At 55.4% G+C, this 24183-nt stretch carries 30 protein-coding genes and 1 tRNA gene; 26 read left to right on the top strand and 5 right to left on the bottom strand.

Features of this window, described 5'->3' with window-relative positions:
* Window positions 1-272 precede the first annotated feature (272 nt).
* Window positions 273-1310 carry a phage portal protein gene (locus tag L370_RS18265; protein ID WP_023333486.1) on the bottom strand — a complete coding sequence of 346 codons (1038 nt, stop codon included), beginning with the start codon at window positions 1308-1310 and terminating at the stop codon, window positions 273-275.
* A complete protein-coding gene (locus L370_RS18270; protein ID WP_023333485.1) occupies window positions 1310-3079 on the bottom strand; it encodes a terminase ATPase subunit family protein in 1770 nt (589 codons plus the stop codon). Before L370_RS18270 ends, L370_RS18265 begins: the two co-directional genes overlap by 1 nt.
* 165 nt (window positions 3080-3244) lie before the next feature.
* Between L370_RS18270 and L370_RS18275 the strand changes: the two genes are divergently transcribed.
* The 25 genes from L370_RS18275 to L370_RS0121745 all read left to right on the top strand — a co-directional run bounded on the left by L370_RS18275 (window position 3245) and on the right by L370_RS0121745 (window position 20716).
* Entirely contained in the window at window positions 3245-4081 is an 837-nt protein-coding gene (locus L370_RS18275; protein WP_023333484.1) for a GPO family capsid scaffolding protein, read from the top strand.
* A 32-nt stretch (window positions 4082-4113) separates the two neighbouring features.
* A complete protein-coding gene (locus L370_RS18280; protein WP_023333483.1) occupies window positions 4114-5295 on the top strand; it encodes a phage major capsid protein, P2 family in 1182 nt (393 codons plus the stop codon).
* A 3-nt stretch (window positions 5296-5298) separates the two neighbouring features.
* Complete coding sequence (locus L370_RS18285; RefSeq protein ID WP_023333482.1) at window positions 5299-6054, top strand: phage terminase small subunit; 756 nt, start codon at window positions 5299-5301, stop codon at window positions 6052-6054.
* Between the two features lie 99 nt (window positions 6055-6153).
* Window positions 6154-6660 (top strand): head completion/stabilization protein, encoded by a 507-nt coding sequence (locus tag L370_RS18290; protein WP_023333481.1) that lies wholly within the window; start codon window positions 6154-6156, stop codon window positions 6658-6660.
* The gene (locus L370_RS18295) at window positions 6660-6863 is read left to right on the top strand and encodes a tail protein X (protein ID WP_023333480.1); all 204 of its coding nucleotides are present in this window, start codon (window positions 6660-6662) and stop codon (window positions 6861-6863) included. The genes L370_RS18290 and L370_RS18295 overlap by 1 nt, the downstream gene beginning before the upstream one ends.
* Window positions 6854-7075, top strand: a complete 222-nt coding sequence (locus L370_RS18300) for a hypothetical protein (RefSeq protein ID WP_032666540.1) — start codon at window positions 6854-6856, stop codon at window positions 7073-7075. The genes L370_RS18295 and L370_RS18300 overlap by 10 nt, the downstream gene beginning before the upstream one ends.
* A complete protein-coding gene (locus tag L370_RS18305; RefSeq protein WP_023333478.1) occupies window positions 7059-7568 on the top strand; it encodes a lysozyme in 510 nt (169 codons plus the stop codon). The genes L370_RS18300 and L370_RS18305 overlap by 17 nt, the downstream gene beginning before the upstream one ends.
* Window positions 7565-7990 carry an Rz-like lysis system protein LysB gene (gene lysB, locus L370_RS23670; RefSeq protein ID WP_023333477.1) on the top strand — a complete coding sequence of 142 codons (426 nt, stop codon included), beginning with the start codon at window positions 7565-7567 and terminating at the stop codon, window positions 7988-7990. Before L370_RS18305 ends, lysB begins: the two co-directional genes overlap by 4 nt.
* On the top strand, window positions 7878-8123 hold the full coding sequence (gene lysC, locus L370_RS23595) for an Rz1-like lysis system protein LysC (RefSeq protein WP_081706846.1): 246 nt from the start codon (window positions 7878-7880) through the stop codon (window positions 8121-8123). The genes lysB and lysC overlap by 113 nt, the downstream gene beginning before the upstream one ends.
* Window positions 8086-8553: a phage tail protein gene (locus tag L370_RS18315; RefSeq protein WP_023333475.1), complete on the top strand. Its 468-nt coding sequence runs from the start codon at window positions 8086-8088 to the stop codon at window positions 8551-8553. The genes lysC and L370_RS18315 overlap by 38 nt, the downstream gene beginning before the upstream one ends.
* Window positions 8546-8995 (top strand): phage virion morphogenesis protein, encoded by a 450-nt coding sequence (locus tag L370_RS18320; protein ID WP_023333474.1) that lies wholly within the window; start codon window positions 8546-8548, stop codon window positions 8993-8995. Before L370_RS18315 ends, L370_RS18320 begins: the two co-directional genes overlap by 8 nt.
* Before the next feature lie 68 nt (window positions 8996-9063).
* Window positions 9064-9705 carry a phage baseplate assembly protein V gene (locus L370_RS18325; protein ID WP_023333473.1) on the top strand — a complete coding sequence of 214 codons (642 nt, stop codon included), beginning with the start codon at window positions 9064-9066 and terminating at the stop codon, window positions 9703-9705.
* A complete protein-coding gene (locus L370_RS18330) occupies window positions 9702-10052 on the top strand; it encodes a GPW/gp25 family protein (protein ID WP_023333472.1) in 351 nt (116 codons plus the stop codon). Before L370_RS18325 ends, L370_RS18330 begins: the two co-directional genes overlap by 4 nt.
* A gap of 5 nt (window positions 10053-10057) precedes the next feature.
* Window positions 10058-10966, top strand: coding sequence for a baseplate assembly protein (locus L370_RS18335; protein ID WP_023333471.1), 909 nt, complete (start codon window positions 10058-10060; stop codon window positions 10964-10966).
* Window positions 10959-11489 (top strand): phage tail protein I, encoded by a 531-nt coding sequence (locus tag L370_RS18340; protein WP_023333470.1) that lies wholly within the window; start codon window positions 10959-10961, stop codon window positions 11487-11489. Before L370_RS18335 ends, L370_RS18340 begins: the two co-directional genes overlap by 8 nt.
* A gap of 12 nt (window positions 11490-11501) precedes the next feature.
* Window positions 11502-13556, top strand: coding sequence for a phage tail protein (locus tag L370_RS18345; RefSeq protein WP_023333469.1), 2055 nt, complete (start codon window positions 11502-11504; stop codon window positions 13554-13556).
* Window positions 13557-13568: 12 nt separating this feature from the next.
* Complete coding sequence (locus L370_RS18350) at window positions 13569-13973, top strand: tail fiber assembly protein (RefSeq protein ID WP_023333468.1); 405 nt, start codon at window positions 13569-13571, stop codon at window positions 13971-13973.
* Between the two features lie 123 nt (window positions 13974-14096).
* On the top strand, window positions 14097-15290 hold the full coding sequence (locus L370_RS18355) for a phage tail sheath protein (RefSeq protein WP_023333467.1): 1194 nt from the start codon (window positions 14097-14099) through the stop codon (window positions 15288-15290).
* 11 nt (window positions 15291-15301) lie between these two features.
* On the top strand, window positions 15302-15820 hold the full coding sequence (locus L370_RS18360) for a phage major tail tube protein (protein WP_023333466.1): 519 nt from the start codon (window positions 15302-15304) through the stop codon (window positions 15818-15820).
* Window positions 15821-15876: 56 nt separating this feature from the next.
* Window positions 15877-16197, top strand: a complete 321-nt coding sequence (locus L370_RS18365) for a phage tail assembly protein (RefSeq protein WP_023333465.1) — start codon at window positions 15877-15879, stop codon at window positions 16195-16197.
* Entirely contained in the window at window positions 16194-16364 is a 171-nt protein-coding gene (locus L370_RS22280; RefSeq protein WP_369796161.1) for a GpE family phage tail protein, read from the top strand. The genes L370_RS18365 and L370_RS22280 overlap by 4 nt, the downstream gene beginning before the upstream one ends.
* Window positions 16342-18792 (top strand): phage tail tape measure protein, encoded by a 2451-nt coding sequence (locus L370_RS18370; protein WP_023333464.1) that lies wholly within the window; start codon window positions 16342-16344, stop codon window positions 18790-18792. The genes L370_RS22280 and L370_RS18370 overlap by 23 nt, the downstream gene beginning before the upstream one ends.
* A 10-nt stretch (window positions 18793-18802) precedes the next feature.
* On the top strand, window positions 18803-19267 hold the full coding sequence (locus L370_RS18375) for a phage tail protein (protein WP_023333463.1): 465 nt from the start codon (window positions 18803-18805) through the stop codon (window positions 19265-19267).
* Window positions 19264-20433: a phage late control D family protein gene (locus L370_RS18380; RefSeq protein WP_023333462.1), complete on the top strand. Its 1170-nt coding sequence runs from the start codon at window positions 19264-19266 to the stop codon at window positions 20431-20433. Before L370_RS18375 ends, L370_RS18380 begins: the two co-directional genes overlap by 4 nt.
* Window positions 20434-20497: 64 nt before the next feature.
* Entirely contained in the window at window positions 20498-20716 is a 219-nt protein-coding gene (locus L370_RS0121745) for a DNA-binding transcriptional regulator (RefSeq protein WP_032666539.1), read from the top strand.
* A 22-nt stretch (window positions 20717-20738) separates the two neighbouring features.
* On the opposite strand, the gene L370_RS18385 is transcribed toward L370_RS0121745, so the two are convergent.
* Window positions 20739-21386 carry a hypothetical protein gene (locus L370_RS18385; RefSeq protein ID WP_023333461.1) on the bottom strand — a complete coding sequence of 216 codons (648 nt, stop codon included), beginning with the start codon at window positions 21384-21386 and terminating at the stop codon, window positions 20739-20741.
* A gap of 92 nt (window positions 21387-21478) precedes the next feature.
* Window positions 21479-21554 (bottom strand) — tRNA-Ile (locus tag L370_RS18390).
* Between the two features lie 125 nt (window positions 21555-21679).
* Between L370_RS18390 and mug the strand changes: the two genes are divergently transcribed.
* Complete coding sequence (gene mug / locus L370_RS18395; RefSeq protein ID WP_023333460.1) at window positions 21680-22186, top strand: G/U mismatch-specific DNA glycosylase; 507 nt, start codon at window positions 21680-21682, stop codon at window positions 22184-22186.
* Between the two features lie 97 nt (window positions 22187-22283).
* Here the strand turns inward: mug and rpoD are convergent, their stop codons facing one another.
* Window positions 22284-24131: an RNA polymerase sigma factor RpoD gene (gene rpoD / locus L370_RS18400; RefSeq protein WP_023333459.1), complete on the bottom strand. Its 1848-nt coding sequence runs from the start codon at window positions 24129-24131 to the stop codon at window positions 22284-22286.
* Between the last annotated feature and the right edge of the window lie 52 nt (window positions 24132-24183).

Raw genomic sequence — 24183 nt, 5'->3', positions numbered from 1 at the left:
TGTTCACAGTCTAAGGCGAGTAGCTAATTGGGTTTTCGGACCAAATGCACCTGCATGAAAAACGCCCTATTAAGCGAGCAGGCGAGGCGGGGATAGCATTGCGCGCTGAGGCGGGTGTTTAATTTATTTTTCTCGCGTCTCAGCGACTCGCTGTTGCGTTGTAATTGTATCGGGTGACATTGGGTGGTTGTCGGTTGCGGTGGCGTGTTGTCGCTCTGAGGGCGCGTGAATGCGGATGTAAAAAAGCCGCCTGTCCGGGCGGCTGATTATGGTTAGTCGTTGTCTTCGAGTGAGTATTTATCGAAGCGGATAATCTCCTGACCTGCCCACTCGTTCAACTCCATAAATCGCGCCTGAAGCGGGATGAGCTCATTGCGAACAAAGACCTTTGCTACCTTCTCAACATCACCCACTGACCCGACGTTTTCAGGCTTGCCTCCCATTAACTGAAACGGGATGCGGTGAGCGTCAAGCAGGTCAGCGGCGCTGACTTTTTTAATGTTAAAAAAATCATCCTTCGTGGCGACCTCGCTCAGCGGCACAATTTTAATGCCGTCGGCCTTTCCGTTTGGCGCGTAAAAAAACAGATTCTTAAAGTTGCCGAGCCCTTTCGAGTCACGCATCGCCTTGCGGAGCGCCTCGACGTCGGTGCTACTCTGAGCGGCGTCAGTCACATACATGATGTAACCGGCGTGCGCCCCGTTCTGGTAATACTTACGGCGAAACAACGTGGCGGATTCATTCAGCCAAGCGGAATTGAGTGCGCTCAGGTATTCCGGCATACCGTAGAGCTCCTGATTGATATCGGGCTCAAGCAGGTGAAAGACTGAGCCTGTCGCGTACTGGTGCGGTTGCGTGTAGCTTTGAATGTACCAGTAAGTGTCATCCTCCACCCCACGACGTGTGTATTTGGCCGGGGAGGTTTCGCATTTTATCGGTTTGCCGGTGATGCTTCGACGCTCTTCCAAAAAGGCATTACCAAATACCAGATAATCGAGTGCGAACCGGCTGAAGTCCTGACGGGATAACAGCGGGTGGGGAATATAGGTCGACACCAGAATATTACGCTTAACGTAAATCGGTGAGCTGTGGTGAACAGCGGCGCGCATACTTTTTGCAAGCCCGGAGAAACTCACCGGCGGCTCGTACCACTGACCGTTATCGATGCATTCGACATAATCGAGAATGTCACGGCGGTCGAGTACCGGCGTCGGCTCGCCAAAGGTGAATGCCTCCATGCTCTGAGCAGGCTCTGCGGTATGTTTGCGGGTAAGCTGTTGCTGCTGGCGCGTGTTGCGTTTCTTACTCATTAATTCCACTCCATAATGCTGGATGATGCCTGGCCGCTGGCGGCGGTTAATGGTTCGTTGATTAATACGTGCATGGTCGCCCATGCGAGGTCAGCGTGACTCGCTTCTTCGGTGCGGCTGGCTTCATAAGTCGAACTGCGCCCGCTGCTGGTCATTGTTTTGCGAATCGACATAAACGACTGCGTGAGGTCGGTCGCGCTGACGTCGTACTCAAGGCATCCACGACCGATGGTGTCCTTCGCTTTGAGCACCATTGCGGTTTTAATTTCTGGCGTGTAGCGAATTTCTCGCGCTGCCGGGTAGAACGAGCGCACAAGCTGGAAAACGCCCTGGCCGAGGCCGGTCGCATCGATGCCGATATACTCGACGTTATATTTCTGTGTGAGCTCGCGAATGGATTCGGCCTGCTGGGCGAAGTCCATGCCTTTCCACTGGTGACGTTCAAGGATGCGGAATTTACCCCCGGCGACGACCGGTGGCGCTATCACCACGCAACCGGCACTATCACCGCGTAATGACGGGTCATAGCCGATCCACACAGGGCGATGCTCAAATGGCCGGTCAGAGAATGGTGTGTAGTCGTCCCACGCTTCGAGACTGTCGACCATGCAGCGCTGTAATTCTTCGAACGGGAATACCGACGCTTTATCGTCAACAAATTCGCACATAAACAGATTGCGGAACTCATCGACGCTGTTTTCACGCTTCAGCGTATCGATGTTAAACAGGGTGCACCCTTTGGCGAGCGCGTCCTCAATAGTGACAATTTGCCGCCACTGGCCGTCCGGGCAGGCGACACCCCTCGCGAGCGCAGCGTGGGTTATATCAATATCAACGCGCTCGCTGGTGTCTGAGCGTCCCCGGTTGAACTGCTCACCCGACCAGAACGGATAGGCGCCATGTGCCAGCGACGAGGGGGTCGAAAAGTAGGTCGTGCGTAAATGTTCCTGCGACGACATCCCGCCTGCGACCCGCTTCAGCTTCTGAAAGTTGGGTATCCAGAAAATTTCATCGACGTACAAATCGCCGTTATGACTCTGCGCCGTGTTGGCGTTGGTACCGAGAAACATCAGTTCGGCACCGTTATTGCCGAGCACAATCGGATCGCCGGTGAGCTCGACGTCAACCTGTCGGGCAAAGGCGATGATGTATTTACGGAATACATATGCCTGCGTTTTACTGGCCGACAGGAAAATCTGGTTATGGCCGGTTTTGAGCGCCTGAAGTAGCGCTTCACGCGCAAAGTAAAATGTTGCGCCAATCTGGCGGGATTTGAGAATGTGCCGGATGCGGTGAGCCAGTCCGGCGCGCCACCATTCGAGCTGATAATCGAAAGACTGGTCGAGGAAAATCTCTTCGAGTTTCTCGATGGCCTCTTCGCTGAAAAAATTCTTTTTCGGCTTCTTCTTTTCCCCTTTGTTTCGGTTGGCAACATTCGGGTTTAAATCCACTTCGTTGCCGGTCTGGCCGTAGCGATTCACTCGCGCGAGTCGCTCCATCTGGCGCGCCAGAAAATCTGCGACCTTAAAGTCATGAGCTGTCAGGTCAGGCTTTGCGTAAAGCTGAATTAATCGCGCTTCAAGTGTGAACTCAACCCGATTTAATGGGGCGGTTTCTTCCCATTTGTCGCGCATCTTCCAGCTCTGCACGGTTGGCCGCTTGACCTGCAACTGCTCCGCGATTTGTGGCACGGAATATCCCTGCCAGAAAAGCAATGCGGCCTGTCGTCGTGGGTCATTAACCAGTGATGTATCTGTGGTTTGAGTCATTTCAACCTCGCCGTTATGAGTACACGGCAAGGCTAAAGATTCAGAGACGATGAATCGCTAAACCCCTGTTGTGTCAGGGGTTGCACTTCTGTAACCGGTGGCTGGTCGGGCGCGGAGTCGGGAAACTACATCCGACCCGATAACCCAACTCAGGACACCTGACTAATGGCAAAAAAAATCTCTAAATGGTTTCGCATCGGCGTCGAGGGTGACACCTGCGACGGTCGCGATATCAGCGCGCAAGATATTCAGGAAATGGCCGACGGCTTTGACCCGCGCGTCTACGGTTGTCGCATCAATCTGGAGCACATCCGTAGCGTTGTTCCCGACACACCATTCTGTCGCTATGGCGATGTGATCGAGCTGAAAGCCGAAGTGATTGAAGATGGCTCAGCACTCAACGGCAAGCTGGCGCTATTCGGCAAAATTGCACCGCTAGACAACCTGCTCGCCATGCTGGCGAAAGGCCAGAAAGTTTATACCTCCATGGAAATTCGCCCGAATTTTGCCAATACCGGCAAATGCCACCTCATCGGCTTGGCCGTGACGGATGACCCGGCAAGTCTCGGGACTGAATACCTGCAATTCTGTGCCGCCGGTAAAAAAGAACAGGCGGATGACTTGTTTAGCGTGGCGACGCTCGCCGAGCTGGAATTCGAAGACCAGCCGGAAACGCTACTTACCAAAGTCACGGACACCGTCAAAAGCATTTTCAGCCGTAAACAGTCCAGCGATGACGCCCGATTCAATGACGTGCGTGAAGCTGTGACGACCATTGCCGAACGAGTGCAGACCAGCGACGAAAATGCTGAGACCCGATTCAGCCAGATTGAGTCCGAGCTCGCTGACGTCAGAAAATCGCTGACCGAGCAGGCCACCACCACCACGCAGCAACTCAGCACCATCAAAACCACGCTGGATAAAACCGAAAACATCACGCAACCGCGCCGCAAGCTGAGCACCGGCGGCGATGTTGCGACGACCACGCTGACCGACTGCTAATTAATCCGACACCCTGAAGGAAAACAAAAACAATGCGTAAAGAAACCCGCTTTAAGTTCAATCAGTACATGAGCCGTATCGCCGAACTGAACGGCGTCGAGGTGGCTGACCTGAACAAGAAATTCAACGTTGAGCCGTCTGTCACTCAAACCCTGTTTGATAAAATTCAGCAGTCGTCCTCTTTCCTGAAACTCATCAACATGGTGACGGTGGCCGAGCTGACCGAAGAGAAAGTCGGTATCGATGTTACTGGCACCATTGCCAGTAATGCTGACACCGCGAACGGCGTTGAGCGTCAGACCGCTGATTTCTCGAAACTGGATGCATACCGTTATTTCTGTAATCCGGTCAACTTTGACTATCACCTTACCTATAACAAGCTCGACCTGTGGGCGCGTTATCAGGATTTCCAGATTCGTATCCGTAACGCCATCATCAAACGTCAGGCGCTGGACTACATCACCATTGGTTTTAATGGTGTGAGCCGTGCGGCGACGTCCGATCGTAAACAAAATCCGCTGCTTCAGGATGTGGCTGTGGGCTGGTTGCAGAAATACCGCAACGATGCGCCTGAGCGCGTCATGTCCAGCGTCACCGACGCTGAAGGCAACGTGATTTCAAACTCCATCAAAATCGGCAAAGGCGGTCACTACGCGAACCTTGACGCGCTGGTGATGGACGCATTCGAGTCGCTTGTCGAAGAAATTCACCGCGAAAACCCGGAAATGGTTGTCATCTGTGGCCGTCGCATCCTGACCGACAAATACTTCCCGATGATTAACAAATTCCAGGCGAACACGGAACAGCTCGCCGGTGAGCTGATTATCAGCCAGAAAACCATCGGTCAGCTGCAGGCGGTGCGCGCGCCGTTCTTCCCGGCAAACAGTATTTTCATCACCACGCTGGATAACATCTCCATCTATCTGTATGAGGACGGCCACCGCCGCCACATCATCGAAAACCCTAAACTCGACCGAGTGGAGAACTACGAACAGGTCAAAGTCGACTTTGTTATCGAAGACTACGAGGCTGGTTGCCTGATTGAAAATATCGAGATTCTGGAGCCCGAAGAGGACGCGACTAGCGAGCCAGCCAGCGCGGACGCATTCGCTGCCGCCATTGTGAAAGCGGTACAGGCGATGGGCGCTGCTGCCCCTGTTGCTCAGTCTGAAACGGCTGAAGTGCCTGAATCTGCTGAAAACGGGGAGGCATAATTTATGGCGAGCCCCGCTCAGCGTCACGCGATGCGGGTCTCGGCCATGAAAGCATCGCAGCGGGATAACGCCCCGCTGCGTCATGCTTCCGCTTACGAGCAAATGCTCGTCAAGCTGGCCGCAGACCGCCGGACGTTAAAAACAATCCATTCGAAAGAGCGCAAAGCCGAGAAGAAACGCGAGCTGCTGCCGCTGTATCTGCCGTGGGTCGCTGGCGTGCTGGAAAATGGTAAGGGCGCACAGGATGACATCCTGATGACGGTCATGCTCTGGCGTCTCGATGCTGGAGATATCACCGGCGCGATTGAAATTGCCCGTTATGCGCTGCGCTACAACCTGTCAATGCCGGGTCATGCCCGCTCAGTGCCTTACATGCTGGCGGAAGAGGTTGCGCTTGCAGCCCTGCGCGCCCGCGCCGCAGGTGAGCCGGTCAATGTAACCGAACTATTGAGCGTTATTGAGCTGACGCTTTCCGCTGACATGCCTGACGAGGTACGCGCCCGTCTGCATAAAGTCACCGGTCTGACCCTGCGAGACGATGGTCAGCTCAATGAGGCGCTGACACACCTGAAACGGGCGTTACAGCTCGATACGCATGTCGGCGTGCGTAAAGACATTGAGACCCTTAACCGTGAACTGACCCCGAAGCCTGTTGCTGTCGAAAAGACCACGCCCAAAGCGCCGAAAAAGACATCGGCTAAAAACACGAATTCACCGGCGAGACGAGGGCGCGGACGCCCGAAGAAAGTCGCCAGTTAACCAAATGCTCCCCGAGCCGGGCGGCACGCCGGTCAACGCGGGTATCAATTGCCCTGACTGCGACCGGCGTCCACCGCCCACCTATTACCCGAGGTTGTCATGACGACGCTGATTATTGAGCAAAACAAAGAGCCGCAGGATGTGCCGGGCGTGGTGATACCGCCGCCGGGTGTGAGCGAGCCGGTAATCAAAAACACCCCGTTTTACCCTGATGTTGACCCGAAGCGCGTGCGCGAAGAAATGCGACTTGAGCAGACCGTTTCCCCTGTGCGCCTGCGCCGGGCGATTAAAACCGCCATCGCGGAGACTAACGCGGAGCTGGGCGAGTGGCGCGAGTACCAGCAGGACACCGGTTATGCCCGGCTGGAAGATGTACCGGCCGACCAGATCGACGGCGAGAGCGTGCGCGTTTTCCACTACTTCAACGCCGTGTGCTCGATGACGACCGCCACGCTGTATGAGCGTTTTCGCGGCGTAGATGCGACCGTCAAAGGCGATAAAAAGGCCGACAGTATCGACAGCACTATCGATGAGATGTGGCGGGATATGCGCTGGTCAGTCGCGCGCATCCAGGACAAGGCGCGCTGCATTGTGGGGCAAATCTGATGAAAGCGTATGCGCTGCAGGGCGACACCCTCGACGCGATTTGCGCGCGGTACTACGGGCGCACTGAGGGTGTGCTCGAAACCGTGCTGGAAGCGAATCCCGGCCTGCCTGAGCTCGGCGTGATCCTGCCGCATGGTACGGCGGTTGAACTGCCCGAGGCCGACAGCGCGGCCAGAACTGAAACGGTGAATCTATGGGACTGAGTATGGAGAAAATCACCACGTTTATCGCCTACTGGCTGGCCGTGGGGTTGGCATATGTCGGGGCAATGTCACCCGAAAAGATGGCGCTTTACGTGGGCGGCGGATGCGCCATTTTTACCGCGCTGACGAACTACTGGTTTAAGCGCAAAACCTATCTCTATCTGACATCACTCGGACTCGATAAGGGGGCAATTCGTGGGCTCAATCATTAAACGATGCAGTGTGGCCGCAGTGCTGGCGCTGGCGGTGCTGATGCCTGACTTTCGTCTGCTTAACACCTCGCCCGAGGGGCTGGCGCTGATTGCCGACCTCGAAGGATGTCGCCTGACGCCTTACCAGTGCAGCGCGGGAGTGTGGACGTCAGGCATCGGCCACACTGCAGGCGTCGTCCCGAAAGGGGAAATCACCGAGCGTCAGGCGGCGGCGAATCTGGTCGCGGATGTGTTGAACGTGGAAAAGCGTCTGGCGGTCTGCGTGCCGGTGGAAATGCCGCAGCGCATTTACGACGCGCTGGTCAGTTTCTCATTCAACGTGGGAACAGGTGCGGCCTGCCGGTCGACGCTGGTCTCGTATATCAAACGCCAGCAATGGTGGCAGGCGTGCGACCAGCTCACCCGATGGGTTTATGTGAACGGCTCTGTTAACAAAGGGCTGGAAAACCGACGCGCGCGTGAGCGTGCTTACTGCATCAGGGGCATTCCATGAAAGTGACGTTGTTTTTAGTGGCCGCACTGATTGCGGTTGTGCTGTGGCAACGCCACGAGAACGGCAACCTGACGCGCTCTTTTGAACGGGCGAACAAGGTCGCCACCGAACAAAAAACCGCGATCGGAATGCTGAAAAATCAGCTTTCCGTGTCGCAGGGAATTGCCAGGCGAAATGAAACCGCGCAGGTCAGTTTACGCGGGGAACTGATTGCCGCCGGTGCGATGGCCGTGCGGCGTGAAGAAACCATTACGAGGCTGATAAATGAGAATGAAACGTTACGTCGCTGGTATAGCGCTGAGTTGCCTGATGTTGTGCGCAGGCTGCACACCCGCGCCGGTTGCGCCTCCGCCGGTCATTGTTTACAGCGCGTGTCCGAAGGTGAGCTATTGCCCGATGCCGGGAAGCGAACCGGCCACTAATGGCGACCTGAGCGCAGACATCCGCAGGCTTGAGCACGCGCTCACCGCCTGCGCGCTGCAGGTTGAAACCGTCAAAGACTGTCAGGATAAACTCGATGAAGAAAGCTCACAGCCTGCGCGAAGCCTTAATTAACGCCGTCCCGCAGTTAAAAACCAATCCCGAAATGATGCGCATCTTTGCCGATGAGGGGAATATCGACGCGCGTCTCGCGGCCTCGCTGTCACACGAAAAGATTTACACCCTGAATGTGATCGTGTGTGATTTTGTGGGCGACCCGGATTTGATATTCGTGCCGGTGGCCGCATGGCTCAGGGAAAACCAGCCGGATATCTGCACGCTCGATGACGGACGAAAGAAGGGCTACCGTTTCCAGATGGATTTAAACGACGGGGACAGTGTCGACATCAGTATCAGCCTGCAGCTCACAGAGCGCACCCTCATCAAAGAGGAAAACGGCGCGCTGCATGTGAGCTATGCCCCTGAGCCGCCATTGCCTGAGCCTGTTACCCGACCAAAAGAGCTCTATATCAACGGCGAACTGGTGAGCAAGTGGGATGAGTGACTTTAAGCCCTTTGACGACCAGCTCGCCGGGCTGATTGCTGCCCTGTCACCTGCAGGGCGACGACGGCTTGCCGGTGAGATTGCAAAGGAGCTGCGCAAGTCGCAACAGCAACGTATCAAACAGCAAAAAGCCCCGGACGGCTCACCGTATCAGGCGCGAAAACGCCAGCCGCTCAGGGCAAAGACCGGGCGAATCAAAAAGGCGATGTTTCAGAAGCTCCGCACAAGCCGGTACATGAAAGCCAGTGGCCGTGAAAATAGCGCGGTGGTGGAGTTCACCGGCAAAGTGGAGCGCATCGCGCGTGTCCATCAGTACGGTCTCAAAGACCGGCCAAACGTGCACGCTCAGGATGTGCAGTATGCAGAACGCCAGTTACTCGGATTTAGCCGGGAAGATAAACAGCTCGTCGAGACGCTGATAATTAAATACCTCAGTCACTGATTGTTGTTTCATCCCTCATCAAACCCGCCTCAATTGCCGCCGGTCTTGCCCGGCGGCATCCTTTCCCCATGAATAATTTAAATTCTCTGCAGGACATCGCACGCGCGATCCGCAACCTCATCCGCACCGGCATTGTGACCGATATCGACCTCGACGAGGGGCTTTGTCGTGTCCAGACGGGCGGGATGAAAACCACCTGGCTGAACTGGCTCACCTGTCGCGCCGGTCGCTCGCGTGTGTGGTGGGCTCCCTCGGTCGGTGAGCAGGTGCTAATCCTTGCTATCGCTGGCGAGCTCGACACGGCCTTTGTGTTACCGGGCATTTTCTCTGATGACCATCCCGCACCGTCTGCCTCCCCTGATGCGCTTCATGTGTCTTTTCCTGACGGGGCGGTTATCGAGTACGAGCCCGAAAGCGGGGCGCTCACCGTTTCAGGTATCAAAACCGCCGACGTGACCGCGTCAGATTCCATTACGGCCACTGTGCCGCTGGTACTGGTGAAAGCGGAAACCCGTATCACGCTCGACACACCCGAGGTGGTGTGCACTAACAAGCTGACGACCGGCACGCTCGAAGTGAAGAAAGGCGGGAAGATGACCGGCGACATCGAGCATACCGGCGGGAAACTGACCTCGAACGGTGTGCAGGTGGATGACCACGACCACGGCGGTGTTAAGCGCGGCGAAGACAGAACGGTGGGGACGAAATGACGGTGCGTTATCTGGGAATGAACAGCCAGACCGGGCTCAGTATCTCTGAGGTCGAGCATATCAGGCAAAGCGTGCGCGACATTCTGGTCACGCCGGTTGGCTCGCGCGTCATGCGCCGTGAATACGGCTCGCTGTTATCGGCGCTGATTGACCAGCCGCAGACCCCGGCACTGCGCCTGCAGATTATGGCCGCGTGTTATTCCGCGATCCAGAAGTGGGAGCCGCGTGTAAGCCTGACAACCATCACCTTTGAACGGTCGGACACCGACGGCGGGTTGTATGTCGATATCACCGGCACGCACTCGACATCGAGCCAGCCGTTTTCCCTCACCATTCCACTGAGTTAAACGCTATGGCAATTGTTGACCTGAGCCAGCTCGCCGCGCCGGATGTCGTGGAAGATCTGGACTATGAAACCATCCTGAGCGAACGAAAGGCGACTCTCGTCTCGCTTTACCCCGAAGACCAGCAGGAGGCGGTCGCGCGCACGCTGACGCTTGAATCTGAGCCGATTGTGAAGCTGTTGCAGGAAAACGCCTATCGGGAAGTTATCTGGCGACAACGCGTCAACGAGGCCGCGCGTGCGGTCATGCTGGCCTACGCCACCGGCGCTGACCTCGACCAGATAGGGGCTAATTCCAGCGTTGAGCGCCTTGTGATTACCCCTGCTGATGACACCACGTTACCCCCGACGCCTGCCGAAATGGAATCGGACACTGACTACCGTCTGCGCATCCAGCAAGCCCCGGAGGGACTGAGCACCGCAGGCTCAACCGGTGCATATCAGTTTCATGGCCGCAGCGCCGACGGGCGGGTCGCGGATATTTCCGTCATCAGTCCCCAGCCTGCGTGCGTGACGGTCTCGGTGCTGTCCCGCGAAAATAACGGCGTGGCCTCTGACGAGCTGCTCGCCATCGTGCGTACTGCCCTTAACGATGAGGACGTGAGGCCGGTCGCTGACCGCGTGACCGTGCAGTCGGCAAGCATTGTCGACTATAAAATCACCGCATCGCTTTACCTTTACCCTGGCCCCGAAAGTGAGCCGGTGCTCAGTGCCGCGAAAACAAAGCTGCAGGCATACATCACCGCACAGCACCGGCTCGGGCGTGATATCCGTAAATCAGCCATCTATGCCGCGCTCCATGTCGAGGGCGTGCAGCGTGTCGAACTGGCCGAACCGGTAGCTGACATCGTGCTCGATGATACGCAGGCGTCATGGTGCAGTGAGTACAGCGTCACCATCGGGGGTAACGATGAATGATACCCGCCTGTTGCCGGTGGGCTCGTCGCCGCTTGAGGTGGCGGCGGCGCGTGCCTGCGCTGACATTGAAAAAACGCCAATCCCGCTGCGCCGACTCTGGAGCGCTGACGACTGCCCGACAAATCTGCTGCCGTGGCTGGCGTGGGCGTTTTCTGTTGACCGGTGGGATGAGAACTGGCCGGAAGCCACCAAACGGGAGGTGATCCGCGCGGCGCGATTTATCCATGAGCACAAAGGGACGATTGGGGCGGTGCGCCGTGTGGTGGAGCCGCTCGGCTACCTGATTAACGTCACTGAGTGGTGGGAAGCTAACGACCCGCCCGGCACGTTTCGGCTTGATATCGGGGTGCTGGAAACCGGCATCACCGAGGAAATGTATTACGAAATGGAGCGGCTTATTGCGGATGCAAAGCCAGCCAGCCGCCATCTTATCGGCCTGACCATTATTCAGGATATTCCGGGCTATCTGTACACCGGAGCCCTGACCTATGACGGCGACATCATCACGGTTTACCCCGGATAAGTGAGCATAAAAATGACAGTGAAATATAAAACGGTCATCACCAAAGCCGGTGCGGAAAAACTGGCTGCAGCAACCGTCCCGAACGGGAAAAAGGTGAATTTTACAGCGATGGCCGTCGGTGACGGTGGCGGCACGCTGCCGACCCCGAACGCCAGCCAGACAAAACTGGTGCGTGAGGTCTGGCGCCATACCCTGAACAAAATCAGCCAGGACAATAAAAACAAAAATTACGTTGTTGCTGAGCTGGTCATTCCCCCGGAAACCGGCGGTTTCTGGCTGCGGGAAATGGGGCTTTATGATGACACCGGCACGCTGATTGCGGTCGGCAATATGGCCGAAAGCTACAAGCCAGAACTGGCGGAAGGGTCAGGGCGTGCGCAGACCCTGCGAATGGTCATCATGGTAAGTGATATCGAGTCGGTCGAACTGGCCATTGATACCACACTGGTGATGGCCACGCAGGACTATGTCGATGATAAGCTCGCGGAGCATGAGCAGTCACGCCGCCACCCCGACGCCTCGCTCACCGCAAAAGGTTTCACTCAGTTAAGCAATGCGATCGACAGCACGTCTGAGGTGCTCGCAGCGACGCCGAAAGCGGTTAAGGTGGCATATGACCTTGCAAAAGCGAAATATACGGCTCAGGACGCCACCACGGCGCAGAAAGGCATTATTCAGCTCAGTAGCGCGACCGACAGCACGTCTGAGGTACTGGCAGCGACACCAAAAGCCGTAAAAACTGCCAACGATAACGCGAAAGCGGCCAATGACAATGCGAATACCCGTTTACCGCTAGCTGGCGGTTGGCTGACGGGCGGGTTTGGAATTAAAACCACGATTGGCAACGTGTCGTTTGGGGTGGGCAACTCTGATGTTTATATCGCTAACGGTACGTCGAATAAGTTTCTGCAACTGAAGCATACAGGTGAGCTGAAGTATGACGACAAGGCTGTTTACCATGAGGGATATAAGCCCACGGCTGACGATGTGGGGGCGCTGCCAGTAAAGGGTACTGCCGAAGCGGCTAAGAAGATTGCCACGGCGCGGAAAATTGCCGGAGTGGCTTTTGATGGTACATCCGATATCACCCTGAAAACTTCGAATCTGGATGATGCGGGTACAGCGGCCACAAAAGATGTGACCACCTCCAGCACCGATACCACCTCCGGGCGAGTTTTGCGGGTAGGTGATTTTGGTCTCGGTGCTATTGCCGGCGTTAACGTGTCAGATGCCAATAACGTCAACTATAACGGCTTTTTTAATATGAGCGCTGAGGGCATTCATGGCCCTGTCGCTAATAATGTGAATGAGTTTATCCATATCCAGTACAACCAAAACACTGGTCGGCAAATTGGCTGGCGTGCAGGGCGTCCCGATGAGCCGATTCGCCACAGGACTAAAGTCAATGGAGGCTGGCAATCCGACTGGATAAAAATCTACGATTCAAATAACCCGCCAGCAGCTGATGAAGTCGATGCAGTGTCAGCGTCAAAAGGGGGCACTTTCCAGAAAGAGGTTATGTTCTCGGAAGGCGTAAAAATCAGGAACGGAACCGGGATTTATCAGGGCGAGGATAACGCAGGTTTTTCCAGTAATAACCTGATGCTGAAATCATGGAACGGGATTGGGTTTTATTGCACCCTCACAGGGAGTGACGGAGTCACGGTCTTTGTTGATACCCGTGGCGGGCATGTGGAGGCGAGAGGCCAGATTAAGCCGGGCAGCTATGAAAATTTCGATAACCGGTTTTATACCAAGACGATTGCTAACAGCACCTTCCAGAAGGTCAACACCGCATCCAAAGGTTCGCGAGGATGGTTCAAAGATTCAAACACGGGAATGATTTTTCAGTGGGGGATTGAGAGTGTTTCCGGGGCGACCACGCGGACATTCAGTTTCCCGGTTTCGTTTCCTGTTGGCTGCGCATCGCTGACGGTATCAAACAACATAGAGCGAACCGCTGGCGAAAACTCGATGACGGGATTTATTAAATCGGCTTCACAATATTCCCTGTCAAATACTGCCGCAACAGACCGCCAGTTATGCTGGTTTGCAGTTGGCTATTAGGACGATAAAACGATGAACTATTATTTTTCGAAAGCGGAGCTGGGGTTCTATTGCGATGAGGTTAACGAATCCATTCCGGCTGATGCAGTGGAAATCAGCGAAGAATTTTATTTTTCTCTGCTGGAGGGGCAATCCACGGGAAAAGTGATCGGCTCAAATGTGGAGGGCATCCCGTTCTTAACTGACCCACCGGAGCCCACCACCGAAGAGTTAGTTGCGCTGGCGGAAGAAAAACGAACGGTGCTGATGAAGGAAGCTAACGCGAGAATAACCCCCCTGCAGGATGCTTTCGATTTGGGGCTGGATACCGATGAAGAAAAGCAATTGTTGATCGCGTGGAAAAAATATCGGGTGTTGTTAAGCCGGATAGATACGTCGACCCCCCATGAAATTGTATGGCCTGAATTACCCGCCTGACGTGAGCCCTCCACCCGGAGGGCTTTTTGTTTGTTGTGTTATTCCTCCACCAACGGCATTGAATCGCTCCCAGACTGCACACAACAGAAAATAGTTGCTCCACTTCACCACGGAGTTTTACTGATGGGCGACTATCATCACGGCGTCGAGGTCATCGAGATTAACGATGGCACGCGCACCATTTCCACCGTCTCGACGGCCATCATCGGCATGGTCTGCACGGCCAGCGATGCTGACGCAAAGACATTCCCGCTTAATGAGCCGGTGCTGATTACCAGTGTACAAACTGCGATCGGGAAAGCCGGTACAAAAGGCACGCTGGCAAAATCCCTGCAGGCCATCGCTGACCAGTGCAAACCGGTCATTGTGGTGGTGCGCGTTCCCGAAGGTGTCGAAGACCCGGAAGACCCGGAGGCGGCGCAAAAACAAACCATTTCCAACATCATCGGCACGACCGACGAAAACGGCAAATATACCGGGCTGAAAGCGCTGTTAACCGCAAAAACCGTCACCGGCGTTAAGCCGCGCATTCTCGGTGTGCCGGGGCTGGATTCTCAGGAAGTGGCGACCGCGCTCGCGTCGACCTGCCAGAGCCTGCGCGCATTTGGCTATATCAGCGCGTGGGACTGCAAGACCATTTCAGAAGCGATGGCCTATCGAGAGAATTTCAGTCAGCGCGAGCTGATGGTCATTCACCCTGATTTTCTGGCGTGGGACACCACGGCGAATGAAACCGATATTGCATGGGCGACTGCCCGCGCGCTCGGTCTGCGCGCCAAAATCGACCAGACAATCGGCTGGCACAAAACGCTGTCCAACGTCGGCGTGAATGGCGTCACCGGCGTCAGTGCCTCGGTCTCATGGGATTTGCAGGAACAGGCCACCGACGCGAACCTGCTCAATCAGGCCGGTGTGACAACACTCATCCGTAATGACGGCTTTAAGTTCTGGGGCAACCGCACCTGCTCAGACGATCCGTTATTCGTGTTTGAGAACTACACCCGCACCGCGCAGGTGCTGGCCGACACGATGGCGGAAGCGCACGCGTGGGCGATGGATAAACCCGTCACCGCAACGCTTATCCGCGACATCGTCGCCGGTATCAATGCCAAATTCCGCGAGCTGAAAAACAACGGCTATATCGTTGACGGCACGTGCTGGTACGACCCGGAATCAAACAGCGTGGAAACGCTGAAAGTGGGGAAACTGTATATCGATTACGACTATACCCCCGTCCCGCCGCTGGAAAACCTGACCCTGCGCCAGCGCATCACCGATACCTATCTGGCGAACCTGTCAGAGTCGGTTAACAGCTAAGGAGCCGGAACATGGCACTGCCACGCAAACTGAAATACCTGAATATGTTTAACGACGGCCTCAGCTACATGGGCGTTGTTGAATCCGTCACCCTGCCAAAGCTGACCCGTAAGCTCGAAAAATACCGCGGCGGCGGGATGCCGGGCTCGGTGTCGATTGACCTCGGTCTCGATGACGATGCGCTGTCGCTGGAATGGACGCTCGGCGGTCTGCCTGATGTCGAGTTGTGGGCGCAGTACGCGTCACCGGGCGCGGCCAGCGTGCCGCTGCGTTTCACCGGCTCTTATCAGCGCGATGACACCGGCGCGATTTCCGCCGTTGAGGTGGTCATGCGTGGCCGTCACAAAGAGTACGACGGCGGCGAAAACAAGCAGGGGGAAAGCGGCACGACCAAGATGTCGACCGAGTGTGCTTACTACCAGCTCACGATTGACGGCAAAGAAGTCATCGAGATTGACGTCATCAACATGGTGCTGAAAGTCGACGGCGTCGACCGTCTGGCAGAACACCGTAAGGCCATCGGCCTGTAACCTCTTAACCGGTCAGCCAGGCTGGCCGGTCATCCAACGTTGAAGAGAGCAATATCATGAAAAAAAACACCGAAACCGCCATCACCGAAACTGAAATCGAAACCAAAAACCCGAACATTGTGATCCTCGATAATCCCGTCATGCGTGGTGAGCAAAAAATCGAACAGGTGACCGTGTTTAAACCCAATGCGGGAACCCTGCGCGGTGTGAGTCTTGCCGCACTGGCAAACTCTGACGTCGATGCGCTGATTAAGGTGCTGCCGCGCATGACTTACCCGGCACTCACCGAGCATGAGGTCACACGTCTGGAAGCATCAGACCTGATTTTGTTTGCTGGTCAGGTGGTCGGTTTTTTGTCGCCATCTTCGGCTCGCTGAAATTTCCCGACAACCTGTCGGTCGATGACCTGATGGCGGATATCGCAGTGATTTTTCACTGGCCGCCATCAGAGCTGTATTCCCTGAGCGTGACCGAGCTCATCACATGGCGCGATAAGGCGCTGCAGCGAAGCGGAAACCACCATGAGCAAAAACGTCAGACTTGAGGTGCTGCTTAACGCAGTAGACCGGGCAAGCCGACCGCTTAAAGCTATCCAGACCGCCAGCAAATCCCTTGCTGGCGACATCCGCACTTCACAAACCAGCCTGCGTGACCTCAATGCGCAGGCGTCCCGAATTGACGGATTCAGGAAAGCGAGCGCACAGCTTGCCGTGACCGGTCAGTCGCTTAACAAAGCGAAACAGGAGGCCGCTGCGCTGGCCGTCCAGTTTAAAAACACGGAAAACCCCACGAATGCGCAGGCGCGCGCGATGGAGGCGGCAAAGAAATCCGCTGCTGACCTGCAGCTCAAATATAACGGGCTCAGGCAGTCGGTACAGCGCCAGCGAACCGAGCTTGCGCAGGCCGGGATAAATACCCGCACGCTGTCGGCGGATGAGCGCCGTCTGAAATCCAGCATCAGCGAGACGACCGCGCAGCTTAACCGGCAACGTGATGCGCTGGCGCGCGTCAGCCAGCAACAGGCCAGACTCAGCGCGGTTAAACGTCGCTATGAATCCGGGCAACAGCTCGCCGCCGGTGCGCGTAATGCCGGGATGGTGGGCGTCGGGGTGGCGACCGCCGGGCTGTATGGTGCATCGCGCTTTATTGCACCGGGCATCGGTTTTGACAAACAGATGTCAGGCACGCAGGCGATCCTCAGTCTCGATAAGGGGGATGACAAGCTCGCGGCCATTCGTCAGCAGGCGCGCGATATCGGCGCGACAACCGCCTTTTCACCGGGTGACGTGGCGCGCACGCAGACCACGCTCGCACGCTCGGGCTATAACGCCGATGACGTGCTGGCCGCAACCGGGTCAACCGTCAATCTGAGCCTCGCGGCTGACGTGGATATCGCCGAAGCTGCAGACATTATCACCAATATGCAGTCGGCCTTTAATCTGCCGACCACGGAGATTGAGCGCGTCGCGGATGTGATGACTAAAGGTTTTACGTCATCCAATACCGGCCTTGTCGAGCTGGGCGAGGCGATGAAGTATGTCGCGCCTATCGCGGAAGCTGCAGGGGCGAGCATTGAAGACACGACCGCCATGCTCGGCATTCTGGCTGATAACGGGATTAAGGGCTCGATGGCCGGTACAGGCGCGAGTGCCATTTTCAACCGCCTGCAGGCTCCAATGGGAAAAGCCGTGGACGCCATTGCAGAGCTGGGCGTGAAAACCCGCGACAGCAAAGGGAACATGCTGCCGGTCGAGAAAATCCTCAAAGATATTAATAAGTCCTTCGTGAAAAATAAGCTCGGTACGGCTGAGCAGGGCGAATATCTGAAAGTGATTTTCGGCGAGGAAGCCATGAAGGGCGCGATTAAGCTGGTCGCCGCTGCCGGTGATGGCTCGCTCGACAATAAACGCCAGCAAATCCGTGACTCAAAAGGCACGACTGAACGTATTGCGAAAATCCAGACCGATAACCTCGACGGCGATCTGAAAAACCTGCAGTCAGCATGGGAAGACCTGCAGATTGAGGTTTTCGAAAAAGAGGATTCAGCGCTGCGCCGCCTGACGGTTTCCGCAACCGATATGCTCGGGAAGGTTGCCGCCTGGGCGAAAGCAAACCCTGAGCTTACGCAAACCCTGTTTAACCTTGTCGCCGGTGGGATGGCGCTGATTGGGGTGCTCGGGGGTATTGGTCTGATAGCGTGGCCGGTAGTAACGGGTATCAACATGATTATCGCCGCTGCCGGTGTTCTTGGAACAAATCTGGCCGCAATGGGCACGGCCATTGTATCTGTCCTCGGTGCTATCACCTGGCCGGTTGTGGCCGTGGTTGCGGCATTTGTGGCCGGGGCGCTGCTGATTCGTAAATACTGGGAGCCTATCAGCGCATTCTTTTCGGGCGTGGTGGAGGGGCTTAAAGCGGCCTTTGCACCGGTGGCGGATATCTTTGCCCCGCTCGCGCCGGTGTTTGATTCCGTCATCGAAAAATTGCGCGGTGTCTGGCAGTGGTTCACTGACCTGATTGCGCCGGTTAAGGCAACGCAGGAAACGCTCGACCGCTGCAAAAATGTCGGGGTGGCGTTCGGTCAGGCGCTGGCTGATGCCCTGATGGCTCCACTCAATATCTTTAACAGCCTGAGCAGTAAGGTCGGCTGGCTGCTGGAGAAACTCGGGGTTATCAAAAAAGAGTCGGGCGACCTCGACCAGACTGCAGCGAAAGCCAGTGCAGCAGCCGGTGCACAAAACGGGTCTTATATCCCGGCAACGTCTGCGTATGGAGGTTATCAGGCCTATCAGCCAGTAACTGCGCCTGCTGGCCGGTCTTATGTCGACCAGAGCAAAAGCGAGTATCACATCACCCTGCAGGGTGGGGTTGCGCCGGGTAGCGACCTTGAGCGACAGCTAAGTGACGCCGTCGAGACATTAGACCGGAAAAAAAGGGCGCGTCAGCGCTCAAGTATGCGCCACGACGAATGAGGGCTAAAGCATGTTAATGGTATTGGGTTTATTCGTGTTTGAGCGCCGCACGCTGCCGCATCAGTCGATGCAGTATTCGAAGGATTACCGCTGGGCGTCAAACGACCGCGTCGGCAAACCCCCGGCTTATCAGTATCTCGGGGAGGGGGAAACCTCACGCACGCTGTCGGGCGTGCTTTACCCTGAAATCACCGGCGGTCGCCTGTCGCTGACGGCTATCGAGCTGATGGCCGACGAAGGCAGGGCGTGGCCGCTGATTGACGGAACGGGCATGATCCACGGCATGTATGTCATCGACAAAGTGACCCACACGCACAGCGAATTATTCAGCGATGGCGCGGCCAGAAAAATCGAGTTTAGTCTGTCACTGAAGCGGGTCGATGAGTCGCTGGCGGCTATCTACGGCGACCTGAAAACGCAGGCCGACAGTCTGGTGACGTCTGCCGGTAACTGGATTGGAGAGCTGGCAGGATGATTACCGGAATGAAAGTACAGGCAGGGGCGCTCATTGCCCCGGCGTTTATGCTCAAGCAGGATAACGAAGATATTACGCAGGATTTTAGCGACCGGCTTATTAGTCTGACCATGACGGACAATCGCGGATTTGAGGCTGACCAGCTCGACATCGAACTTGATGACAGCGATGGGCAAATCGCACTGCCACCACGCGGCGCTACGTTGACGCTGTGGCTGGGCTGGCAGGGCTCCGCGCTTTTTAAGAAAGGGAGTTTCACGGTTGATGAAATCGAGCACCGGGGCGCACCGGATACGCTGACCATCCGGGGACGTAGCGCTGATTTTCGCGGGACGCTGAACTCACGCCGGGAACAGTCATGGCATGACACCACGCTCGGGGTCATCGTGGAGACCATCGCGGCGCGCAACAAACTGACCGCCAGCGTGGCCGACACACTGAAAGCGATCCCCGTGCCTCACATCGACCAGGCTCAGGAGTCCGATGCGGTGTTTCTGTCCCGTCTGGCTGACCGCAACGGCGCAACGGTTTCGGTAAAGGCCGGGAAACTGTTATTCCTCAAAGCCGGTAACGCTGTGTTGGCCAGCGGTAAACCTATCCCGCAAATGACACTTGAGCGCGGAGACGGCGACCGGCATCAGTTTGCCATCGCCGACCGGGAAGCCTACACCGGCGTGACGGCAAAATGGCTGCACACCAAAGACCCTAAGCCGCAAAAGCAAAAAGTGAAACTGCAGCGTAAGCCGAAGGTGCAGCACCTGCGCGCGCTGCAGCACCCAAAAGCGGCCAAAACCACGGCAAAGACCAAAGCCAAAAAAGAGCCGGAAGCACGCGAGGGCGAATATATGACCGGTGAGTCTGACAACGTGCTGGAGCTAACGACCATCTATGCGACAAAAGCACAGGCCATGCGTGCCGCTCAGGCGAAGTGGGACAAAATACAGCGCGGTGTCGCGGAGTTTTCAATCTCGCTGGCGTTTGGCCGTGCGGATTTATTTCCCGAAACGCCGGTTGCGGTGAAAGGCTTTAAGCGCGTCATAGACGAGCAGGCGTGGATAATCAGTCGGGTGGTGCATAACCTCAACGGGAACGGCTACACGACGGGCCTGGAGCTTGAGGTTAAGGTTTCGGATGTAGAATACTCGTTGGAGGAGGGTGTGGATTAAGGCATTCTCATTTGGTGAGTTATGAGGTATTATTTATTCACATTTTGTGAATTTAGGGTGTTTTATGTTCCATTGTCCGAAGTGTAAGAACGCGGCACATGCGCGCACTAGTCGCTATCTAAGTGAAAACACCAAAGAGCGTTATCATCAATGCACGAACATCAATTGCAGTTGTACGTTCGTGACAATGGAATCAGTGGAGAGATTTATTGTTACTCCGGGCACTGTAAATCCTGCCCCACCTCATCCATTGCCAACTGGACAGCGTCAATTGTGGATGTGACAGAGCCCGCTTTGAGCGGGCTTTATCGTAATAGGCCCTGAGTTAGTTCGTTTCCTGTGCAGAATTGATAAAGAGCTTTTAGGTCTTTATCAATGGTTTCAAGTTCTTCAAGGGCGTAACTGGAAAAGCCTAACATCATGTTATCGTTGTTCATGAGTTGCTGTGTTTGCTCAAGGTCTATGAGTGAGTCATATAGATGCTTCAGTTCAATCACAGCTTCATATGCAGGAACCAGGAGATCGTAAAAATCTGGCTCCAGTTTGGCAATGTCGTAAATATACTTCTGAAAATTCTCTAGATATGGTTTTGTGAGCACGCCAGCGGTTGATTTTTTTCCATCTACATAAATCTCATATCGGGTCTTACCCGAGGGTGAATCGACAAAGCTTAAAGAGTATGGACATTCATTTGAGGGTAGTTTTTCAAAGGGTTCAAACTTTGAGCATAAGCTTTTTACTTGGGTGCGAAGGTTCCAGTTTAGCTGGCATTCGCGTGCAAATATTTTTTTTAGAGCGTTTATATCGTTCAGCTTGGCTATCTTTTTGCGTTTAGATTCAAGATGTTCTTTAGAAAAAAATAGAACTATAGCTACTACCGCAGACGCGGGGATCAGGTTTGTGTGTGTAAATAAATCTGAAAGCGAACTCAAAACCTCATTAACGATATGCATTGGTCACCGCCATTTCATCGCCACTTAAAATCAACTCAACAAAAAAGCCACTCTATCGAGTGGCTTAATTATATGATTTTAAAACTAAAATTTGGTGGCCCCTGCTGGACTTGAACCAGCGACCAAGCGATTATGAGTCGCCTGCTCTAACCACTGAGCTAAGGGGCCGTGGCGATGAATTATAAAGTAACTCCCCGCAGCAATCCAGCCATTCACACCTGCCTGCTGTTTTTATAAACAACGCATAATCAATCCTTTATACTTCCCTGACGACGTATCAAGCGGGAGTAGAGATGATCAACGATATTCTGGCCCCAGGCCTGCGGGTGGTGTTCTGCGGAATCAACCCGGGTAAGTCCTCGGCGCACACCGGTTTTCACTTCGCCCATCCGGGGAATCGCTTCTGGAAGGTGATCTACCAGGCCGGGTTTACCGACAGGCTACTCAAGCCCGAAGAGGAGCAGCATCTGCTGGATACGCGCTGCGGGATCACCATGCTGGTCGAGCGGCCAACCGTGCAGGCGAGCGAGGTCAACCTGCATGAGCTGCGCAGCGGCGGGCGAGAGCTGGTCAAGAAGATCGAAGACTACCAGCCGGCCGCGCTGGCGATCCTCGGCAAGCAGGCCTACGAGCAGGCGTTCAGCCAGCGCGGGGCTAAGTGGGGTAAGCAGAGCATCACTATCGGCGTGACGCAGGTGTGGGTGCTGCCAAATCCGAGTGGGCTCAACAGAGCAACGCTGGATAAGCTGGTAGAGGCGTATCGGGAGCTGGATGAGGCGCTGATGGTGCGGGGGCTGTAATCCTCTGCGGCCTGATGCCCTCACCCTGGCCCTGTCCCACAGGGGGAGGGAATAAAAAAAAGCTCCCGATTGGGAGCTTTTTCACTGTCAGGACCGATTAATCGTCCAGGAAGCTACGCAGCACTTCAGAGCGGCTTGGATGACGCAGCTTGCGCAGTGCCTTCGCTTCGATCTGACGGATACGTTCGCGGGTAACGTCGAACTGTTTACCCACTTCTTCCAGCGTGTGGTCGGTGTTCATATCGATACCGAAACGCATACGCAGGACTTTCGCTTCACGAGCGGTCAGGCCGGCCAGTACGTCGTGCGTCGCAGCACGCAGGCTCTCGGTGGTCGCAGAGTCCAGCGGCAGCTCGAGGGTGGTATCCTCGATGAAATCACCCAGATGCGAATCTTCATCATCACCGATTGGTGTTTCCATGGAGATTGGCTCTTTGGCGATCTTCAGCACTTTACGGATCTTGTCTTCCGGCATCAGCATGCGCTCGGCCAGCTCTTCCGGCGTCGGCTCGCGGCCCATCTCCTGCAGCATCTGGCGGGAGATACGGTTGAGCTTGTTGATGGTCTCAATCATATGCACCGGAATACGGATGGTGCGCGCCTGATCCGCGATAGAGCGGGTGATAGCCTGACGGATCCACCAGGTTGCGTAGGTGGAGAATTTGTAACCACGACGGTATTCAAACTTATCTACCGCTTTCATCAGACCGATGTTGCCTTCCTGAATCAGATCCAGGAACTGCAGACCACGGTTGGTGTATTTCTTGGCGATAGAGATAACCAGACGCAAGTTCGCTTCAACCATCTCTTTCTTCGCACGGCGGGCTTTCGCTTCACCGATGGACATACGACGGTTGATGTCTTTAACCTGCTCGATGGTCAGGCCGGTCTCTTCTTCGATCTGCTGCAGCTTCTGCAGACCGCGATAGACATCGTCCTTCACGTCGTGCAGTTTTTCAGACCACGGCTTGTTCATCGCGATAGCCGCGTTGAACCAGGTTTCGCTGGTTTCGTTGCCGGTGAAGAGGGTGATGAAGTTCTTCTTCGGCATTTTGCACTGCTCAACGCACAGCTTCATGATGATACGTTCCTGGGTGCGCACGCGATCCATCATCACGCGCATGCTGTTTACCAGGTAATCGAACTGTTTTGGCACCAGGCGGAACTGTTTGAATACTTCAGACAGTTTCAGGATCTCTTCCTGAGCGGCGGCATGGCTGCGGCCTTTCGCTTTGATGGTGTCACGCGTGACTTCGTACTGGGTACGCAGCTCGGCAAACTTCTCGCGCGCCAGCTCCGGGTCGATGCTGTTGTCATCGTCCGCGGTGTCGTCGTCGCTCTCTTCCTCATCTTCGTCTTCGTCATCATCCATCTCTTCCTGAGACAGTTCAGAACCGACGTGAGTGGCGGTAGGCGCCATATCTTCTTCAGCGTTCGGGTCGACAAAACCGGTGATCAGGTCAGACAGGCGCGCTTCTTCCGCTTCAACGCGATCGTACTGCTCCAGCAGATAGGTGATCGCTTCCGGGTACTCGGCAACGGAGCACTGAACCTGGTTGATCCCGTCTTCGATGCGTTTTGCGATGTCAATTTCGCCTTCGCGGGTCAACAGTTCAACGGTACCCATTTCGCGCATGTACATGCGGACCGGGTCAGTGGTACGCCCGATTTCAGATTCCACGCTGGACAGTACCTGTGCAGCAGCTTCTTCCGCATCTTCGTCAGTGTTGTTGGAGGTTTCAGCCAGCAACAGATCATCGGCATCCGGTGCTTCTTCCATCACCTGAATGCCCATGTCATTGATCATTTGGATGATATCTTCGATCTGATCTGAATCGACGATATCTTCCGGCAGATGGTCATTGACCTCGGCATAGGTCAGATAGCCTTGCTCCTTACCGCGTTGGACAAGAAGTTTCAGCTGTGACTGCGGGTTTTGCTCCATAAGACGGTATCCACACTTAATTCGTTTGATTGGTGTCGGCGATGGGGCTGCC

This window comes from Enterobacter sp. MGH 24 (genome assembly GCF_000493015.1).
Taxonomy (GTDB): domain Bacteria; phylum Pseudomonadota; class Gammaproteobacteria; order Enterobacterales; family Enterobacteriaceae; genus Enterobacter.
This window is presented reverse-complemented; position numbering and strand designations above follow the sequence as displayed.

Bases quoted from the DNA above. Each gene is read 5' to 3' on its own strand.
- L370_RS18365 (WP_023333465.1), top strand. From the start codon at position 15,877: ATGAAAAAAAACACCGAAACCGCCATCACCGAAACTGAAATCGAAACC.
- L370_RS18325 (WP_023333473.1), top strand. From the start codon at position 9,064: ATGAATAATTTAAATTCTCTGCAGGACATCGCACGCGCGATCCGCAAC.
- rpoD (WP_023333459.1), bottom strand. From the start codon at position 24,131: ATGGAGCAAAACCCGCAGTCACAGCTGAAACTTCTTGTCCAACGCGGT.
- L370_RS18320 (WP_023333474.1), top strand. From the start codon at position 8,546: ATGAGTGACTTTAAGCCCTTTGACGACCAGCTCGCCGGGCTGATTGCT.
- L370_RS18300 (WP_032666540.1), top strand. From the start codon at position 6,854: ATGGGACTGAGTATGGAGAAAATCACCACGTTTATCGCCTACTGGCTG.
- L370_RS18295 (WP_023333480.1), top strand. From the start codon at position 6,660: ATGAAAGCGTATGCGCTGCAGGGCGACACCCTCGACGCGATTTGCGCG.
- L370_RS0121745 (WP_032666539.1), top strand. From the start codon at position 20,498: ATGTTCCATTGTCCGAAGTGTAAGAACGCGGCACATGCGCGCACTAGT.
- L370_RS18270 (WP_023333485.1), bottom strand. From the start codon at position 3,079: ATGACTCAAACCACAGATACATCACTGGTTAATGACCCACGACGACAG.
- L370_RS18330 (WP_023333472.1), top strand. From the start codon at position 9,702: ATGACGGTGCGTTATCTGGGAATGAACAGCCAGACCGGGCTCAGTATC.
- L370_RS18335 (WP_023333471.1), top strand. From the start codon at position 10,058: ATGGCAATTGTTGACCTGAGCCAGCTCGCCGCGCCGGATGTCGTGGAA.
- L370_RS18360 (WP_023333466.1), top strand. From the start codon at position 15,302: ATGGCACTGCCACGCAAACTGAAATACCTGAATATGTTTAACGACGGC.
- L370_RS18350 (WP_023333468.1), top strand. From the start codon at position 13,569: ATGAACTATTATTTTTCGAAAGCGGAGCTGGGGTTCTATTGCGATGAG.
- L370_RS18315 (WP_023333475.1), top strand. From the start codon at position 8,086: ATGAAGAAAGCTCACAGCCTGCGCGAAGCCTTAATTAACGCCGTCCCG.
- lysB (WP_023333477.1), top strand. From the start codon at position 7,565: ATGAAAGTGACGTTGTTTTTAGTGGCCGCACTGATTGCGGTTGTGCTG.
- L370_RS18355 (WP_023333467.1), top strand. From the start codon at position 14,097: ATGGGCGACTATCATCACGGCGTCGAGGTCATCGAGATTAACGATGGC.
- L370_RS18340 (WP_023333470.1), top strand. From the start codon at position 10,959: ATGAATGATACCCGCCTGTTGCCGGTGGGCTCGTCGCCGCTTGAGGTG.
- L370_RS18385 (WP_023333461.1), bottom strand. From the start codon at position 21,386: ATGCATATCGTTAATGAGGTTTTGAGTTCGCTTTCAGATTTATTTACA.
- L370_RS18285 (WP_023333482.1), top strand. From the start codon at position 5,299: ATGGCGAGCCCCGCTCAGCGTCACGCGATGCGGGTCTCGGCCATGAAA.
- L370_RS18280 (WP_023333483.1), top strand. From the start codon at position 4,114: ATGCGTAAAGAAACCCGCTTTAAGTTCAATCAGTACATGAGCCGTATC.
- L370_RS18375 (WP_023333463.1), top strand. From the start codon at position 18,803: ATGTTAATGGTATTGGGTTTATTCGTGTTTGAGCGCCGCACGCTGCCG.
- L370_RS18265 (WP_023333486.1), bottom strand. From the start codon at position 1,310: ATGAGTAAGAAACGCAACACGCGCCAGCAGCAACAGCTTACCCGCAAA.
- L370_RS18290 (WP_023333481.1), top strand. From the start codon at position 6,154: ATGACGACGCTGATTATTGAGCAAAACAAAGAGCCGCAGGATGTGCCG.
- L370_RS18370 (WP_023333464.1), top strand. From the start codon at position 16,342: ATGAGCAAAAACGTCAGACTTGAGGTGCTGCTTAACGCAGTAGACCGG.
- L370_RS18275 (WP_023333484.1), top strand. From the start codon at position 3,245: ATGGCAAAAAAAATCTCTAAATGGTTTCGCATCGGCGTCGAGGGTGAC.
- mug (WP_023333460.1), top strand. From the start codon at position 21,680: ATGATCAACGATATTCTGGCCCCAGGCCTGCGGGTGGTGTTCTGCGGA.
- L370_RS18380 (WP_023333462.1), top strand. From the start codon at position 19,264: ATGATTACCGGAATGAAAGTACAGGCAGGGGCGCTCATTGCCCCGGCG.
- L370_RS18345 (WP_023333469.1), top strand. From the start codon at position 11,502: ATGACAGTGAAATATAAAACGGTCATCACCAAAGCCGGTGCGGAAAAA.
- lysC (WP_081706846.1), top strand. From the start codon at position 7,878: ATGTTGTGCGCAGGCTGCACACCCGCGCCGGTTGCGCCTCCGCCGGTC.